This is a genomic window from Candidatus Methylacidiphilum fumarolicum (genome assembly GCF_949774925.1).
GTDB classification, from domain to species: Bacteria; Verrucomicrobiota; Verrucomicrobiia; order Methylacidiphilales; family Methylacidiphilaceae; genus Methylacidiphilum; species Methylacidiphilum fumarolicum.
Window position 1 is genome coordinate 1,510,634 of the sequence record NZ_OX458932.1, and the last position, 16,001, is coordinate 1,526,634.

The 16,001-nt window shown below is 41.3% G+C and carries 17 protein-coding genes; 5 read left to right on the forward strand and 12 right to left on the reverse strand.

Annotated elements, in window-relative coordinates; translation table 11 throughout:
• Positions 1–94: 94 nt before the first annotated feature.
• Positions 95–448: a VanZ family protein gene (locus QOL44_RS06980; RefSeq protein ID WP_009059672.1), complete on the forward strand. Its 354-nt coding sequence runs from the start codon at positions 95–97 to the stop codon at positions 446–448.
• Positions 449–496: 48 nt separating this feature from the next.
• On the opposite strand, the gene QOL44_RS06985 is transcribed toward QOL44_RS06980, so the two are convergent.
• Positions 497–910 carry a VOC family protein gene (locus QOL44_RS06985; protein ID WP_009059670.1) on the reverse strand — a complete coding sequence of 138 codons (414 nt, stop codon included), beginning with the start codon at positions 908–910 and terminating at the stop codon, positions 497–499.
• Positions 911–984: 74 nt separating this feature from the next.
• Between QOL44_RS06985 and QOL44_RS06990 the strand changes: the two genes are divergently transcribed.
• Positions 985–1,194, forward strand: a complete 210-nt coding sequence (locus QOL44_RS06990; protein ID WP_134372976.1) for a hypothetical protein — start codon at positions 985–987, stop codon at positions 1,192–1,194.
• Positions 1,195–1,228: 34 nt separating this feature from the next.
• Here QOL44_RS06990 and QOL44_RS06995 read toward each other — a convergent pair whose 3' ends face one another.
• The 3 genes from QOL44_RS06995 to QOL44_RS07005 form a co-directional block, all read right to left on the reverse strand.
• On the reverse strand, positions 1,229–2,188 hold the full coding sequence (locus QOL44_RS06995) for an alpha-amylase family glycosyl hydrolase (protein WP_009059668.1): 960 nt from the start codon (positions 2,186–2,188) through the stop codon (positions 1,229–1,231).
• Positions 2,189–2,307: 119 nt separating this feature from the next.
• The gene (locus QOL44_RS07000; RefSeq protein WP_009059666.1) at positions 2,308–3,453 is read right to left on the reverse strand and encodes a polysaccharide deacetylase family protein; all 1,146 of its coding nucleotides are present in this window, start codon (positions 3,451–3,453) and stop codon (positions 2,308–2,310) included.
• A 50-nt stretch (positions 3,454–3,503) separates the two neighbouring features.
• Entirely contained in the window at positions 3,504–4,661 is a 1,158-nt protein-coding gene (locus tag QOL44_RS07005) for a glycosyltransferase family 4 protein (RefSeq protein ID WP_009059664.1), read from the reverse strand.
• 274 nt (positions 4,662–4,935) lie between these two features.
• Between QOL44_RS07005 and QOL44_RS07010 the strand changes: the two genes are divergently transcribed.
• The gene (locus QOL44_RS07010; RefSeq protein WP_009059663.1) at positions 4,936–6,054 is read left to right on the forward strand and encodes a pyridoxal-phosphate-dependent aminotransferase family protein; all 1,119 of its coding nucleotides are present in this window, start codon (positions 4,936–4,938) and stop codon (positions 6,052–6,054) included.
• On the opposite strand, the gene QOL44_RS07015 is transcribed toward QOL44_RS07010, so the two are convergent.
• The 5 genes from QOL44_RS07015 to QOL44_RS07035 all read right to left on the reverse strand — a co-directional run bounded on the left by QOL44_RS07015 (position 6,046) and on the right by QOL44_RS07035 (position 9,055).
• On the reverse strand, positions 6,046–6,423 hold the full coding sequence (locus QOL44_RS07015) for an arsenate reductase family protein (protein WP_045086585.1): 378 nt from the start codon (positions 6,421–6,423) through the stop codon (positions 6,046–6,048). The genes QOL44_RS07010 and QOL44_RS07015 overlap by 9 nt on opposite strands.
• A 194-nt stretch (positions 6,424–6,617) precedes the next feature.
• Positions 6,618–7,559, reverse strand: a complete 942-nt coding sequence (locus QOL44_RS07020; RefSeq protein WP_009059660.1) for an HvfC/BufC family peptide modification chaperone — start codon at positions 7,557–7,559, stop codon at positions 6,618–6,620.
• The gene (gene bufB, locus QOL44_RS07025; protein ID WP_009059658.1) at positions 7,519–8,382 is read right to left on the reverse strand and encodes an MNIO family bufferin maturase; all 864 of its coding nucleotides are present in this window, start codon (positions 8,380–8,382) and stop codon (positions 7,519–7,521) included. Before bufB ends, QOL44_RS07020 begins: the two co-directional genes overlap by 41 nt.
• 54 nt (positions 8,383–8,436) lie before the next feature.
• Positions 8,437–8,670: a hypothetical protein gene (locus QOL44_RS07030; RefSeq protein WP_009059656.1), complete on the reverse strand. Its 234-nt coding sequence runs from the start codon at positions 8,668–8,670 to the stop codon at positions 8,437–8,439.
• 91 nt (positions 8,671–8,761) lie between these two features.
• Entirely contained in the window at positions 8,762–9,055 is a 294-nt protein-coding gene (locus tag QOL44_RS07035) for a hypothetical protein (protein WP_045086584.1), read from the reverse strand.
• A 398-nt stretch (positions 9,056–9,453) separates the two neighbouring features.
• Here QOL44_RS07035 and glgX point away from each other — a divergent pair, with 398 nt between their 5' ends.
• Positions 9,454–11,595, forward strand: coding sequence for a glycogen debranching protein GlgX (glgX, locus tag QOL44_RS07040; protein ID WP_009059652.1), 2,142 nt, complete (start codon positions 9,454–9,456; stop codon positions 11,593–11,595).
• 75 nt (positions 11,596–11,670) lie between these two features.
• On the forward strand, positions 11,671–11,835 hold the full coding sequence (locus QOL44_RS07045; protein WP_153300103.1) for a hypothetical protein: 165 nt from the start codon (positions 11,671–11,673) through the stop codon (positions 11,833–11,835).
• Between the two features lie 197 nt (positions 11,836–12,032).
• Here the strand turns inward: QOL44_RS07045 and QOL44_RS07050 are convergent, their stop codons facing one another.
• The 3 genes from QOL44_RS07050 to wrbA form a co-directional block, all read right to left on the reverse strand.
• Positions 12,033–12,830, reverse strand: a complete 798-nt coding sequence (locus QOL44_RS07050) for a class I SAM-dependent methyltransferase (protein ID WP_009059650.1) — start codon at positions 12,828–12,830, stop codon at positions 12,033–12,035.
• Positions 12,831–13,058: 228 nt separating this feature from the next.
• A complete protein-coding gene (locus tag QOL44_RS07055; RefSeq protein ID WP_045086583.1) occupies positions 13,059–14,903 on the reverse strand; it encodes a glycoside hydrolase family 15 protein in 1,845 nt (614 codons plus the stop codon).
• A gap of 5 nt (positions 14,904–14,908) precedes the next feature.
• Positions 14,909–15,520 carry an NAD(P)H:quinone oxidoreductase gene (wrbA, locus tag QOL44_RS07060; RefSeq protein ID WP_045086582.1) on the reverse strand — a complete coding sequence of 204 codons (612 nt, stop codon included), beginning with the start codon at positions 15,518–15,520 and terminating at the stop codon, positions 14,909–14,911.
• Between the last annotated feature and the right edge of the window lie 481 nt (positions 15,521–16,001).

Sequence of the window (16,001 nt, forward strand, 5' to 3'; positions counted from 1 at the left end):
CCCTCAAGAAAATCACAAACTTTTTTCCATCAAATTCTTTATTTTTCTTTTCTCTTCTCGTTTCCAAGGTTACGTTTAAAATCATTCTTCCAACATGAACCGAAATATTGGCAAATGGGTCCTTGCTCTTTTGTACTGTGATTTGATCCTCGCCTTTTCTTCGTTGCCAGGAGCTTCGCTTTCTGTAATCACTAAAAATGTATCGGATAAAATCCTCCACTTTTTTGGTTATTCGATTCTCGGATGGCTTTTTTGCCAAGCTTCAACGAAACTTCTCTATGGAATAGCCTTCGCAGCACTCTTTGGGATGATTGACGAAAACTATCAAAGACTTATCCCCGGCCGACAGTGTGATTTTTACGACTGGTTAGCAGACTGTCTTGGAGCAACGATTGGCGCAATAATAAGTGTGGGCATACTTAGACTTTTCAAAGCAACGAAAAAATGAACAATTTTTCTGATAATAAAACTAAAGAGAAATAAATAACTCTCCTAGCTAATGGGAGCTTTCAGAATTAATTTCCAAGAGATGGCCATCGGGATCCAAAAGAAAAATTTGAGGAAACCCAGCAACACTATTCAGATTGATCTTTAATCGGAAGGCTGGATCAGTTTGCTCTTCACTGTAGCCTTTTCCTTTTAGCCAAGTCAAAGCCTCCGTTATATTTTTAACCCGAAATGCTACATGTCTAGCTTTGGTGTCTATCCAACGGCTTTCTGTATTAGGAATCGGAGAAGACACAACAGTTAGATGCAGTTGCTGGTTTCCAACTTCAAACCAAGCACCAGGGAAAGAAAAGGGAGGCCTTACAATCTGTTTTAAACCGAGGACTTCAGTGTAAAACCGAATCGAGCGTTCTAGATCTTTTACTGGAAGAGTAACATGGTGTATGGCTTCCATTACAACCATAAGAAAAAGAATCTTATTGTTTTTTTGTATCTCTCTGGTAAACTCTTTTCAATTCCAATTTAAATAAAACGTCTATGAAATGCTGGTTTTGCGAAGAAGAAGCTCGGGGAACCTGTGCAGCCTGCGGTCGAGCCCTATGCCATCGTCATGCTCATATCCATGATGAAATGACATTAGCCAAGTCGGATACAAGCACTGGGTATAGTAGTTACTATAATGTCTATGGTGCCTTAAAATGTTCAGAATGCAAATTGGAATGGCGTTCGTACAAACCACATGGCTAACGAACGAAATCTACGCTATGAGTGGAAAATTGATTTAGGAATGAGTCAACTGCCTGATTCTTTCCGACAGGTTCCATCGACCAGGCAACTCTTCAATCCACCACCTTTTGGTGGTTTTGACTACATCAAGTTTTCTTCTAAATCCAAATTCAAAGCCCGCTGGAATGAGTATGCCATCACTCTGCTCATAGGCTCGATGCAATTTTAACAGAGCTTCCTCAAAAGAAGCGCATCGTACAGTGTCATGGCTTTCAGGAAAACCTATGAGTTTGATCGATTCCTGACTATAGAGTTCCCGCTGTTGCGGCCACCATTCTGCCTTCCCATCCCACCAAAAAATGGAGCTTGCCATATAATCAAAGCCACTTTTAGCAATGCTGACCACCTGTTCTGGAGGACAGCCCAAAGCTTCCCCAAAAAACTGAACGTTCAGAAGAATCGACCGGCCATAAGCAATCAACTCTTTCCAAATAGCCGGTGAAATCCCATAAACGTAATCAGCTCTAAATCCATCGACTCCCAAATCCAACCAGTATTTAATGACCGATTTCTGATAATCAACGACGCTTTCATTTGAAAAGTCAAGTTGAGCAAGATCTTTCCAACTGATCCACTGACCATTGTCAACGCAACCAGGATTTTTTGGCTGACCACCTTCCCAAACAATCCAATCAGGATGCTCTTTGATTAAGGGAGAATCTATGGCGATGTGGTTAGCCACCAGATCAACCCATACTTTAAGCCCTTGCTGATGACAAAGATTTAAAAACCGCTGGAATGCTTCTTCGGTTCCATATTCAGGAGCAATTGCTTTGGGGTTTAATATGGAATAGATACTTCCAGAAGCACCACAAGGGCTAATTGGATTGAGAAAAAGGATGTCAAAACCCATCCAAATAATCCTCCCCAGATGACTTTCCCAATCCTTTATTGTACCCAAAAGCCTTGGGAAAATATTATAGATCCAAATTTTTTTCTGCTCTCTTCCCATCATTTCTTTAAGTTTTTTTTAATTTAAAAATAATTAGTGAATAATCAATAAATACTTATGCATGCAGTCGTGCCCTTGCCTCTATTTTTCCAATAAGCAGACTGTACAAGTAGGCTATTTTTTCAAGGCATTGCTTTGTAGGCTTGATCAATCAGATCATAAAGCTTGGGAAGCCATGATTCTCCCCAGAAGAGATAACAACTAGTTTCTGCTTGCAGCAGTAATTTGCGCATTTCTTGAAGTTTCCTTGTATATTCCAGCCCACTATTCACTTGCTGTTCTTTAGCTTTTTCCCAGTATTTGGCACTAAGTCTGTATATGGCTTCTAGAGCTTTCTTTTGGGATTGAGAGCCTGTCCACTGTGAAAAATCATACCCTGAAGTCGATCCAACATTCCATGCCCCAGTCTGTACATGCACCTTCTCTGTCGGAGGATGTTGTTCAATGTATTCAGCCAAAAATACCAATTCAAAATCTCCTTGAGCCTCAATTTTTTCCAAATATGGTGAAAAGAAATAGCCCCAGAAATTCGCCGAATCGCTTAAGTTTCTAAACCATCCCCCATTTTCACCGTCCGTCCATGTTGTGATCAAGACAGGAGAAGCAAATGACTTCGTCTTGTTCTTCGCTTCACCCAAGAACCATACCGGGTCCATTCCGCTTTGCTGGGCATTGCTTAAATCTCTTTCTCTAGGAACAATGGCAATACTTTTACCTTTCCATTCAGCAAGATACACCTGATATGGGGCTGTGGGTTGACCGTCTTGTCTGCGAATATGAGCACTGTCCACAATGACATAGCTATAGCCCACCTCCACCAAATAAGGGATCATTTCCATGGTAAAACCCATTTCGGGAGGGAAAAAACCTTTAGGCTTTCTGCCAAAAACCTTTTCAATACATTGGCGGTGCAGCCATAATTGTTCTTCCCAATCTTCTATAGGGATGATGGGAAAGACGGGATGAAAATACCCCATTCCCACAAGCTCTATACTAGGAAGTTGCTTGTAGGCCTCAAGCATCCTTCCAAGATCGAGAATATCTTGGCTCTTTTGCTGGATTGCAGGATCTAAAAACTGTTCCAGTAAGGTCCCTGAAAAGCCAAAATGGACTTTGGCCTTATCTCCATACCGTCTTAAGAAATGGATAGGCCGTTCATAAGCTAAAAGAATCTGCTGAGCTTCCCACCGATTAGTATCCAACAATAGATTCAAATTCCCTAGAGGTTGATGCATATGAAGGCCAAGGGCATGACATATTTTTGGCATAACCACACCTCCTTTGGATTGAATCTTTTAAGAAGCCCCTCACAAATGCCCTAAAATAAGGAATAATAACAACGTTCTGTCAGCGCTGCAACTGAATCCCAACTAAAAGATTCTTCGGCAGCCTTTCGGCCGTTTTGACCCATCCAACGACTATGCTCAAAATTTTTCATGATTTCGCAACAACCCCATGCTATCGATTCTGGGGTTGGATATACCTTGTACCCATTTATCCCATGCCATACAAATTCTGAACCATTATGTGTTGCGATAACAGGCTTTCCCGCTGCCCACCCTTCAAGGACAGCTATGCCAAAGGGCTCGTTCCGCGAAGGAAGAACCACCGCATCAACCGCACGAAAAAGATCATGCAGATCAGCCCCAAACCTATGTCCTATGAATCGTACAGCATGCCTTATGCCAAGCTGCCAAGATCGATTTTCCAGCTGAGATCTCAAGTATCCATCACCAGCAAAAATGAACTTAGCATTGCCATTGAATTTAAGAACCCAAGGAATTGCTTCTAAAAGAAGATCTGGACCTTTCTGATGGGTCAATCGGCCACAAAAAAGAAATGTTGGATCCATCGGTCCAATACCATATCTTCCCTTGACTGCTGCCGGATCAATAAAACCGCTAAAAGGAGTCACACTAATCCCATTGGGAATTACCCAGATTTTGCCTTCCCATTGGTGATAAATGGAAACAATTTCCCATTTCAACTGATTGGAAACAGCTATAATTCTATCCGCATAATGAGCACCTTCTCCTTCTAAGTGACGAATCCTCGCAGAATTGCCTCCATGATGACAGTTCCCACAGCGGCCATATTCAGTAGAATGAAGGGTAAAAACAAAGCGTCTGCCACGACCCCATTTTGCCCATTTTCCAGCCATTGAGGTCAACCAGTCATGTGAATGGATAATGTCAAATCCCCCAGCATAATCTTCTTCCTTCCAAAGATGTCCAATAAATGATCTGCATAAATTATGCATTTCGGTTATAAAATCTGGATGAAAAGCAAAATCACACCGATGATAATGCACCCCATCAATACAATCATAGTGACTCATCCAATTCTGTCTTCTAGTAAAAACATGTACCTGATGGCCCCGACGGGACAACCCAGCGGCTAGCTCTGTAACATGTACAGCTAATCCTCCAACAGCAATTGAATGAAGAGTTTCCCAAGAAAACATAGCTATTTTCATAATGTATTTTAAAGGCTCAACAGGTTAACATTGTGATGATTAATACAATAAATCCAGATTATAATCCAAAACCACCTTAGAGCAGACTAAGGGTTTGCCTAATTTAAAATAAATGTTTTTCTGTATATTGACTTAGCATTTTTACGCTTATTGTTCTTTTTAGAGCCATCAGTCCTCGGATCAAAGCTTCTCTACAATTGGCTTTCTTTTTTTCTTTCCTATTTTTAAAGAGTCGTTACTCTTTTTTCTCAATCCTGCCTAAAAAATCCACTCTATGAGTTTCAATATTCAACCTTTCCATATTCCCAAGCGATTATTGATGGGGCCAGGCCCTAGTCCTGTGCACCCGTCAGTTCTTGAAAAAATGAGCTGTGCACCCATAGGCCATCTAGACCCCTTTTTTCTTTCTCTGATGGAAGAAATAAAGACAATGCTAAGAGCTGTGTTTCAGACTTCCAATGAATTTACTTTTCCGATCAGTGGCACGGGAAGTGCAGGTATGGAGTTTTGTCTTGTCAACTTAATAGAGCCGCAAGATAGGGTGCTTGTAGGAATTAATGGGCTTTTTGGCAGACGTATTGCTGATCTAGCAATAAAACTGGGGGCAGAAGTCAAAACCCTAGAAGTCCCATGGGGACAATCGATCGAAGTCGAGCAGCTTAAAGAGGCGATATCAAAGGAAAAGCCCAAAGTTGTGGCTTTAGTGCATGCTGAAACCTCAACTGGAATTTGCAATCCAATGGAAGAACTGGCTCCCATTGTTGCTGAAAGCGGTGCTTTGTTCATTCTTGATACGGTCACTTCTCTTGGAGGATCCCCTGTTTTTATCGATCAATGGAAAGTGGATGCCACCTTTAGCGCCACCCAAAAATGCATAGGCTCTCCACCTGGATTATCGCCTGTTTCCTTTAGCCCTAGAGCCCTTGATGTGATAGCGAAAAGAAAAACGAAAATTCCCAGTTGGTATTTTGATTGTTCTCTCCTTTATGGTTACTGGGGACATGAACGGCTCTACCATCACACTGCACCGATTAATAATAACTATGGACTGCATCAATCCCTAAGACTAATTCTGGAAGAAGGACTGCAAAATAGATGGCAACGGCATTATCAAGCTCATTTGATGCTAAAAGAAGGACTATCCCAACTCGGTTTGAAGTTTTTTACTCCCGAAGACCGTCGCCTCTGGCAACTCAATGCGATCACAGTTCCAGATGAAAAAACTGAAGCTTTCCTACGTAAAAAACTGCTTGATGCTTATGGAATCGAAATCGGACCTGGGTTAGGACCTCTCAAAGGAAAAATATGGAGGATTGGTCTTATGGCAGAAGGGGCAAGGAAAGAAAATATTGAGAGATTACTCGAAGCTTTGAAAAAAATTTTATCAAGATGAACGATTAAAAACGGAGTGAAGGAATTCTTTAATGCATTCAGGGGGCCTTCCAAGAATCGCTTTATCTTCAATTTCAAGAATCGGTCTTTGAATGAGTTCAGGATGGGCAGCCATTATTTCAATCAATGCTTCATCACTAAACGGATGCTTATCAAGCTTAAGTTCAGTAAAGGTCTCTTCCTTGGTTCTTAATATTTCAATAGGCTTTTTGCCCATCTTTTTTAAAAGCTCTGCCCATTTTTCTTTGCTTAGAGGATGGCTAAAATAGTCAATTTTTTCATAATCGACTTTCATTTCATCTAGAATGCCAACCGCCTTACGGCAAGTAGAACAAGTAGGTTTGATATAAATAAGAACTTTGTGAGCCATTCGCTTTGTCAATTTATTGCTGAGCATTGAAAAAAGTCAATAGATTTAGAGAAAAGAAAAAACTAACTCAGAAGAAAAGCCCTAATTGATTATCAGTTTAGGATAAATGAACCATCTTAAGCAAAAAAACTAAGGATTAAAAGAAAGCTCAAAGCCACTACCAAGCCAAGCCCTGACTACAGACGTTAACCCTTTTAGGGAACATTCTCCCTATATCGACAAAACCAACCCAATACCGTAAACTCTTGAGCCCATTGCAATAGCTGTAGCTCAGAGAAATTTTCTTCCCCCTTATCATTGTCTGTTACAAACGCTTCACAAGCTTCATAAAGAGTATGCCCCTTTTCTAAGAGACTCAAAAAACGAAAGACTTGGTACTCAACTGGTTTAATATAAGGAACATTCCTAAACCGATGCACTACTACCCAATGCTTTTGTCTTCTAAGAGAGAAAGACCGTTTGGGTTTTTTAAGTGGTTGCTTGCGCCTATAAACTATCCCCATTTCTAAAGTACCGATACCAGATTTTTCTAAACCGAAAAGTAGAAAATCTTCGATTGCGTATTGAAGCTCAAGCAGGCTGATATGCGGTTGAAGGCCTATTCTCAGAACTTCAGGTTTTGCTTCCATAATATCCTTAGAAGATAAAGAAGGATAGTCTGGGGCATCAAAAGCTTTAAACAGAGCCCTTTCCAATCGAACCATGTCTACAGCCGCTTCTTGAGAAGTGGCACCTAAAAAATCTGGATTTTCTCTTAAAAAGGCTTCTAATTCTGATCCAATATCTCCAAGTCTAGCAGAGCGAGGCGGATATTTCCCTAAATAGGCTTCTACCAGTTTTCTAAATCGCCTTTTTCCAATAAGATAGCTTAACCCGCTAAAATCCTGATAGAAAGCCTCTAGCATTTTAAACCAATATTGTTGGTTGTAAACTTCTAGGCGTTCTAAGCTGGTCATCGTCCGACTAGGTTCAAAGATCCTTTGTGCCAATGCCTCAATAGACTCCCCATCTTCGGCCATTTTCCTTATCCGATCCTTTGAATTAAGCGGACGACGGATCAAGGTTAGAACCAATCGCTGAAGCTTTCTCAAGCTTTCAGGACTTTCCGCATCTAGGGTCTGTAGATTGATAGGCATCGATAAACGCTTTGGCTTTTAAGGCTTCCTGATAGACCTCCTCAAAAGAAGGAATGGCATCATCCCATTCAAGAAGGGTTGGCCGTGGACCACTCCGTCGAATAACCTCGCTGTAGAGTCCCCACACCGCTGATGATACAGGCTGATCATGGGTATCAAGGATATACTTTGGAAGTCGACTATGTCCAGCAATGTGAAACTGTATGACTCGTTCTAAAGGAATATGGTCCAAATAAACTAGCGGATCAAATCCGTGGTTTTGCGAGTTGACATATAGGTTATTCACATCAAGGAGGATGCCACAGTCAGCCGTTTCAACCACTTCGGTTAAAAACTCCCACTCCGCCATTTTAGAAGAGCGATACTGGGCATAACTACTGATGTTTTCCACCCCAATCGGAACTTCCAGAAAATCCTGTGCTTCTTTTATTTTTTGAGCCGTCAGTTTTGCTGCCGCTAGGGTATAAGGCATAGGTAAAAGATCATGGACATAGGTTCCATCCACACTACCCCAAGCTAAATGGTCCGATACCCAGGGGGTTTTTGTTTTTTTAATAAGTTTTTTCAGTCGCTTTAAATGCTCACGATCTAGCGGATCAACCGACCCAAAATACAACCCTACCCCATGCGGCACTACTTTATAACTTTCCAGTATCTTATCCAATAGAATCTCTGGCTTTCCTCCATTACCCATAAAGTTTTCAGAAATAACCTCAAACCAGCTCACTCCTGGCTTCTTCTCCAATATATGCTGGTAATGAGGGATTCTTAAGCCAATCCCTATTCCATAGGCCTCGAAAAACTTTGAAAACTTCACAGACATGCTTTCCCTATGCAAAAAGAGGCACAGAGATAGATTCTAAACAAAGTAAAAAACTTAACACCAACAAGAGGTTTTCGATTCTGAGCTTTGAGGTTCTTCACCCTTCTTGCTTTTTTTCTTTCCTTTGCAGCTTTGCTTTCCTTTACAACTCATCTCGGCAAAGGCTCTAGGATCTGCTGATTTTCCAGCTAATTTATCCAGGTTTTTCACCTGCCCATTCAGAGCTGTTCCTGCAAGCATTCCAACCATAACCGTGCCAACAACTGCAGAACGAAGTTGTTTTTTCATCCAATTTCACGGGAAACCCCGACCTTCAGACTGGGGAGGGATAGCGCGGCGGCCTGAGCCGCCCCTGTTCCCGCATCTCCTTTCTCTAATGCTATCTTGGTTCATAAATATCCATAAGGGAAGAGAGAGGAGGTTTCACTACGTCTCCCCCCTTCCCAGGGCTTACGCCACATCCGACTTTTGTTGGTGATGGAGCCAGGCTGGCGTTCCCGACTCGCTTCCCTCGAGAAAGTGTGCGACCGGCTACCCGCATGCGCAGGAGAAGGGAACCTTCGGCGCTTTGTCTTGTGCCTGCATGATCCCCTCCTTCCAGGGTCCAGGACTGAGGAAGTGTCCAGGATTGGGTCTTGTATAACCTATCGCTCACGTTGTTATTTCTTTGCATCGACACTGCTCCGTAACTGACCCTGATCAACTCGGCTTGTAGTTACCTACAAGCCCCTCCCATTGAGGGAGGGGTAGTTGACATTTTCTATATTCCTTTTAGAAGATTCGCTCTTTTTCTTTTATCCTTTGATAACAACTTCTACAAGAAAAAAACCAATTATATTTTTTGAAAAATCTTGAATTTGCAACCCTTTGCAATCCCATTTTACCATGTCACTTCTCTTGACTCTTTCTTCCAAAATCCTACAATAAATAAAACGCTTAGGCCTAAAAGCTGCTTTGCTCCAATCTAGAGTTTATGGAAAAATGATCTTTTGCTTTTCTTTCTCACTCCCCCTTTTATCTTTATATACTTTTTATGCTTTTTTAAAATTAAACCAACCAAAGGTTTAGTTTATGGAAAAAGATACCATCTATACCGCATTGCCTGGCCGAATCTATCCTTTAGGAGCAACCTGGGATGGGCAAGGCGTCAACTTCGCTCTCTATTCCGAACATGCCACCAAAGTCGAGCTTTGCCTGTTTGACTCAGCGGGAAAGGAAACAAAAATACCGATAACCGATTGTACTGATTACATCTGGACTGTCTATATTCCCTCCCTTTCACCAGGACAGTTGTATGGCTACAGAGTTCATGGTCCCTATGAACCTCAGGCAGGGCATCGGTTTAATCCTCACAAACTCTTGCTCGATCCTTACGCTAAACTTGTCAAAGGTGAACTCAACTGGAATGAGGCTGTTTTTGGTTACAAGATAAATGACCCTCAATCCGATCTTTCTTTTAACGAGACAGACAGTGCTCCCTATGTTCCTCTATCGGTCGTAGTAGATTCCAAGCAGTCCCCAGGAAAAAAGGAGCCTAAGCCATCTATCCCTTGGCATAAGACCATCATTTATGAGCTACACGTCAAAGGATTTACTCAGAAAAATGAAAAAATCCCACCAGAATTCCGAGGAACTTTTTTAGGCTTAGCTTCCCAACCCGCCATTGACCATCTGCTTAATCTAGGGATTACAGCAGTGGAATTAATGCCCATCCATCAACATATCTCTGAAGAACATTTGATAAGAAAAGGACTGGTGAACTACTGGGGTTATAATACTATAAGTTTTTTTGCTCCCGATCAGCGTTTTGTAGCTTCTCAAACAGATCTTGACCCCATTACTCAATTTAAAACCATGGTCCAAGCCCTGCATGCCGCAGGGATCGAAATCATTCTCGATGTTGTTTACAATCACACAGCCGAAGGCAATCAATTAGGCCCTACCCTTTGCTTCAGAGGCATTGACAATGCTGCTTACTATAGACTTTCTGTTGATAACCCTAGATACTACATGGATTTTAGTGGCTGTGGCAATGGATTTAACATGCAAAACCCAAGAGTTATCCAGCTGATCATGGACAGTCTTCGCTACTGGGTAGAAACGATGGGAGTTGATGGGTTTCGTTTTGATCTAGCAAGTGCTCTTGCTAGAGAACTCTATGAAGTGGATAAACTATCAACTTTTTTCGATGCCATTTTGCAAGATCCCATTCTTTCTCAGGTAAAACTCATTGCTGAGCCGTGGGATGTAGGAGATGGGGGCTATCAAGTTGGCAATTTCCCTGTCAGATGGGCTGAATGGAATGGTAGATACCGAGATGATGTGAGAAAATTCTGGAAAGGGGATCTTGGCACATTGCCTGAGTTTGCCAATCGGCTGGCAGGTTCGAGTGATCTGTATGAGCAGAGTGGACGAAAACCCTATGCAAGCATTAACTTTGTTACTTGCCATGATGGTTTTACTCTCATGGATCTTGTAAGCTACAACCAGAAGCATAACGAAGCCAATCTAGAAGAAAATAGAGATGGGAATAACGATAATAATAGCTGGAATTGCGGAATAGAAGGTCCAACCGATGATAAATCAATTTTAGAGCTTAGAACACGACAGAGAAAAAATTTTCTTGCAACACTCCTTTTTTCCATTGGAGTGCCAATGCTCCTTGCTGGAGATGAATTAGGCCATAGTCAAAAAGGAAATAACAATGCTTACTGTCAGGACAATGAATTGACATGGTTAGACTGGAATTTGGAAGAAGAAAAGAAGGAATTTCTGCAATTTATTATAACATTGATCAAAATCCGTAAGGAAGAACCGGTGTTTCAAAGAAGCAAATTTTTTCATGGAAGAACAATCCGTGGTACAAACATAAAAGATATTCTTTGGTTGGACTGTGATGGCAGCCCTTTAACGGATGAAAAGTGGAACGCAGGATTTATTAAATCCTTTCAAGTCTATATGGCAGGTGATCTCATAGGAGATATTGATTCAGAGGGTAAACCCATAAAAGGAAATTCTATCTTGATCTGTTTTAATGGGTCTGAAAATGACATTGTCTTCAAGTTGCCGACAAGAAGAAATAATCGCAGTTGGACTAGAGTGATCGACACATCCTATGGGCAGCTTTCTGCAGAAGACTTTCCTGGAGAATCTACTTACCAACTAAAAGATCGGTCCCTGGCTCTCTTTAGAGGATTAAGACCAAAAGAATAAGAGAATTTCTTTTTTCTTCTATTCCTACTCAGTCTTCTCTTGCTCTTTGGCAAAATGAGAACCTTCCCGGTTTGAATGCTAGAGATTCATAAAGCGATCAGACTGGACATTAAGCCGCCCTGGCTCACTTCGGTGAGTTCCCACTGCTGGCGAGCTGTCTACATTGCTCCCTTCCCAAGCAAACCGGTCAATGCCCAACTCGTCACCAACCCTACCACCATTGGCTCATCTACTTCCTAATTCACCCCTTGTCGCCTCACAGCCTTCAAACCTTTATGTACTTTACATCCAACAGAATGAGCTGCATAGGCATAGATATCTATCAGTAGTGCTGCTGAGTGATCACATGATGAATTGTGCAAGCCTCTAGGAAACTAACAGGATGGGAGGGTGGATGGAGAAAAAAAATCTGTTTTTATTATTTTTAAGGTTCTTTTTTATCTCTCTGACTTTGTAGCCACAACCAATATACAGAGATGTTTTCTTTCAATGCCTTTTGGAGTCCTTAATTTTTCAAGATCTCTTTTAATATCCGCAAGAATTTGAGACTTATGTTCCAAAGGAATTTGAGAAAGGAAATTTCCAAAGCTGCTTGACTCCAGAAAAGTAATCAGTGCTTCAGGGCTATGTGAAAAGGTTGAATATTCAAAAAGGCGGAACTGTTCGATGTGAAGCCCACTTTTATTGATTAGCGATTTAATTTCTTCAGAACTCAATAGGAAAGGTGAAAATGAAAATTCAAAGGCATTTTTAACGTATTTTCTTACGGATTGCTCGACTAGTTCCCGAATCGTAGTTTTGTAATTTTTATCACCCGTTGATATTCCAACTCTTCCCCCAGGCTTTAAAATTCTTTTTATCTGTTCTAAAGCCTCTGCTTTGTTCTCTATCCAGTGAAAAACACTATTCAAAAGGATACAATCAAAAGAATTTTCTTGGAACCGATGCAAATCCAAAGTTCCCCCCACTTCAAAAAAAAGATTTTTCGTTTCTTTTTCTTTTGCAATTTTGATCCTATAGGGCAATGGATCAATTCCAATAATTTTCCCACCTCTCAGTAATTCTGAAATGTATTGAGTCAGTCTTCCTGTGCCACACCCAATGTCTAACACAAAGTCTGATGACTTTATTTTAAGCATGTTAATGAGGACCTTGCCATGGAAGAATTGTGAATCGCTAAATTTTTCGTAGCTCTCGGCAAGTTCAATAGAATCTAAATCAAAACGAAGCTGCATAAATACAAAAATACAAAGTATACTGATACCCTACAAAAGAATAAAACGATAGAAGGTTTCGAATAATTTTCCTTCCATTCTTTTATTCTTCGTTTCTTTTTCCTTATTTTCTATGTAAAAGATTTTTCTTGTGAATAAGGATTTCTCCCTGTGCATTCATTCTCACCGATATCTTAGAAAAACGGAGGGACTGCAATCAAACTTTAACGTACCGGAGGATGATTCTTGTCATTCCTCTTTTGCTTCAAGAACCTTGTTCAGATTATAAGCTGCACTAATTAATGAAAGATGGGTCAATGCTTGAGGAAAGTTCCCTAATGCCTCCCCACTAAACCCTATTTCTTCGGCATACAAGCCTACATGATTGGCAAAGCCAAGCATCCTTTCAAATAGTAAATGAGCTTCTTCCAATAACTGAGGCCGATATTGACCGGCCCTAGTCAATGCTTCTACAAGCCAAAACGTACAGATATTAAAAGTCCCTTCTTTTCCTTCTAATCCATCGTCTGTTTTTCTTAAATTGTATCGATACACCAAGTTATTTGCTAAAAGCCCACCCTCATGGGAGGATCGCATAATAGCTTGCAAGGTGCTCAACATCATCGGATCTACGGGCGAAATAAAAAACACCAAAGGCATCATCAGAATGGAGGCATCGAGTGCCTCACTCCCGGAGGATTGGACAAATGCCTTTTTCTTCGCATTCCATCCTTTTTCCATAATAAACATATAGATCTCATTACGAATCTTTCTCCACCTAGAAATATCGGCAGGAAAGGATCTTTTCTCTGCTAATCGCAAGCCACGATCCAAGGCTACCCAGCACATCAATTTTGAATAGATAAAATGCCGCTTTTTCCCTCTGACTTCCCAGATCCCTTCATCTTCTAATTGCCAGTTTTCACAAACCCACTCAATAAGATGTTTGACTTCAAGCCATTCCTCAAAGGAAATTGGCGCCCCATACTTGTTACACAGATAAACGGCATCTAACAACTCTCCATAAATATCCAGTTGTAGTTGCTGATAGGCACCATTACCCACTCGGACAGGTCTTGAACCTTTATATCCATCCAGATGGTTAAGCTCCATTTCTTTCAATTCATGCCTACCATCTATGCCATACATAATTTGTAAGGGTGGATTTTTTCTTGAAAAACCTCTATAAACCTTTGAAAGAAATTCCATGTAATTTTGAGCTTCTTCAGTGAAGCCAAGTCGCATAAATGCATAAATAGTGAAGGCAGAATCACGAATCCAACTAAACCTGTAATCCCAATTCCGGATGCCACCAATTTCTTCAGGAAGACTGGTCGTTGGTGCTGCTATGATGGCTCCTGTTGGCTTAAAAGTAAGCAGTTTTAAAGTTAAGGCTGAGCGATATACCATCTCACGCCATCTTCCCGAATATTTGCAACGAGCAATCCAATTCCTCCAATAACAAACGGTTTGCCTAAAAAGATTTTCTGCTTCCCTACTCGATATATGCATCCCCCATTCGGAACCAGGTAAGAGTTGAACCAAAGCAAAGTCTGTGGTCTGTCCTTCCCTGAGAATAAACTTCGAAACCACCCCATTTTCGGAGATTTCTAGCGGTTTATCTGTCGTCAATAAAAGTCTTAGTTTTTCTGTTGAAAAAACTGCCCCAATGGTGGTGAGTTCTGTTTCATGCTGATCCTGGGCATAGTTGAAGGCAGGACGACATTCAAAACTAAAGCTTATCGTGCCTCTTACCGCTGTTAGACGGCGAATCAGCCGGAATCTATGCGATCCTGTATAATCTGTAGAGTTAACAGGCATAAAATCCGTCAGTTCAGCAGCTCCCTGTGTAGAAAGAAATCTTGTAACAAGGACGTTGGTCTCAGGCCAATAAAACTGTTTATAGCTGACATGGTGTTCCAAAGGAGCTATTTTAAAAAAACCTCCTTTTTTGTCATCTAATAAGGCCCCAAAGACGCTTGGAGAATCAAAATAAGGAATGCACAACCAATCAATCGACCCATCCATGGCCACTAAGGCCACAGTGTGCATATCTCCAATGATGGCATGATTTTCAATTGGCTGATAAGCCATGAGAATTATTTAACCAGTTTTGCCGCAATGGAAGCAACATGTTTTCCTTGGAATTTAGCTCCAGCCAATTCAATCTCGCTAGGCATTCTTTCTCCAGCACCTCCAGCTATGGTTGAAGCTCCATAAGGAGAACAGCCAGCAACTTCATCCACTGCCATTTGTCCAGTAAAAGAATAAGGCAGTCCTACGATGACCATTCCCAAATGCAGCAATGTAACCATGAAGGTTAACAATGTTGTCTCTTGGCCACCATGTTGCGTATTAGAACTACAAAAAACGCTACCAACTTTTCCGATAAGCTTGCCTGACAACCAAAGTTTTCCAGCCGCATCCAAAAATTGTCTCATCTGACCACACATATTACCAAATCTTGTAGGAGTTCCAAAAATGATAGCATCGGCTTCACCCAGCTCCTCAATAGAACATATAGGAACATGTGCAAAGGCTTTTTGAGGTTCTATAGCCCCCATTTTATGTAGCACGGATATTGGAAGGGTTTCAGGGACACGTCGCAATTCTACATGAGCTCCAGCTACCGATCTTGCTCCTTGAGCTACCGCTTCAGCCATTTTATAAATATGACCATACATCGAATAAAAGACCACATAGATTTTCATCTTAAATCCATTCTCACTTCTGTTTGTCTAAAGCTCACAATTAGAAACAATCAAAAGAGCAATAATTCCTCTTATACCTATTATCTAGGATTATAAGAAAAAAAGATTTATCAACAACAAAACGACAATGATGAGTGAAAGGATGTCCCCACGCACCCTTACTGCTTGTCAATGATGTTACGCAAAACATACTCGGGACATACTCACGCCTGACCCAAGTTCGTCCTTTTTGCCATGGGTTTGGACCGAGCGGTCCTCGGAATTGTCAAGGTCTTTTCGTTCTCCGGTTGATTAGCAACGGAGGGGATGACCCTGCAGAGGACGGTTTGCCTTGTGCCAGACGAAACCTTTCCAGAGATCCCCGCTAATTCCTTGAGACTTTTGCCCAGCACTGGAGACTTTTGTATATGCGCTGATGAGGTGCTCTTGTCGCCTTTGCCCTATCACCCGCAGATAGTTCTCATAGGGATTGTAGCGCCGA

Coding starts and splice junctions, on each gene's coding strand:
- QOL44_RS06980 (WP_009059672.1), top strand. CDS start 95: ATGAACCGAAATATTGGCAAATGGGTCCTTGCTCTTTTGTACTGTGAT.
- QOL44_RS06985 (WP_009059670.1), bottom strand. CDS start 910: ATGGTTGTAATGGAAGCCATACACCATGTTACTCTTCCAGTAAAAGAT.
- QOL44_RS06990 (WP_134372976.1), top strand. CDS start 985: ATGAAATGCTGGTTTTGCGAAGAAGAAGCTCGGGGAACCTGTGCAGCC.
- QOL44_RS06995 (WP_009059668.1), bottom strand. CDS start 2,188: ATGATGGGAAGAGAGCAGAAAAAAATTTGGATCTATAATATTTTCCCA.
- QOL44_RS07000 (WP_009059666.1), bottom strand. CDS start 3,453: ATGCCAAAAATATGTCATGCCCTTGGCCTTCATATGCATCAACCTCTA.
- QOL44_RS07005 (WP_009059664.1), bottom strand. CDS start 4,661: ATGAAAATAGCTATGTTTTCTTGGGAAACTCTTCATTCAATTGCTGTT.
- QOL44_RS07010 (WP_009059663.1), top strand. CDS start 4,936: ATGAGTTTCAATATTCAACCTTTCCATATTCCCAAGCGATTATTGATG.
- QOL44_RS07015 (WP_045086585.1), bottom strand. CDS start 6,423: ATGGCTCACAAAGTTCTTATTTATATCAAACCTACTTGTTCTACTTGC.
- QOL44_RS07020 (WP_009059660.1), bottom strand. CDS start 7,559: ATGCCTATCAATCTACAGACCCTAGATGCGGAAAGTCCTGAAAGCTTG.
- bufB (WP_009059658.1), bottom strand. CDS start 8,382: ATGTCTGTGAAGTTTTCAAAGTTTTTCGAGGCCTATGGAATAGGGATT.
- QOL44_RS07030 (WP_009059656.1), bottom strand. CDS start 8,670: ATGAAAAAACAACTTCGTTCTGCAGTTGTTGGCACGGTTATGGTTGGA.
- QOL44_RS07035 (WP_045086584.1), bottom strand. CDS start 9,055: ATGCAAAGAAATAACAACGTGAGCGATAGGTTATACAAGACCCAATCC.
- glgX (WP_009059652.1), top strand. CDS start 9,454: ATGGAAAAAGATACCATCTATACCGCATTGCCTGGCCGAATCTATCCT.
- QOL44_RS07045 (WP_153300103.1), top strand. CDS start 11,671: ATGCTAGAGATTCATAAAGCGATCAGACTGGACATTAAGCCGCCCTGG.
- QOL44_RS07050 (WP_009059650.1), bottom strand. CDS start 12,830: ATGCAGCTTCGTTTTGATTTAGATTCTATTGAACTTGCCGAGAGCTAC.
- QOL44_RS07055 (WP_045086583.1), bottom strand. CDS start 14,903: ATGGCTTATCAGCCAATTGAAAATCATGCCATCATTGGAGATATGCAC.
- wrbA (WP_045086582.1), bottom strand. CDS start 15,520: ATGAAAATCTATGTGGTCTTTTATTCGATGTATGGTCATATTTATAAA.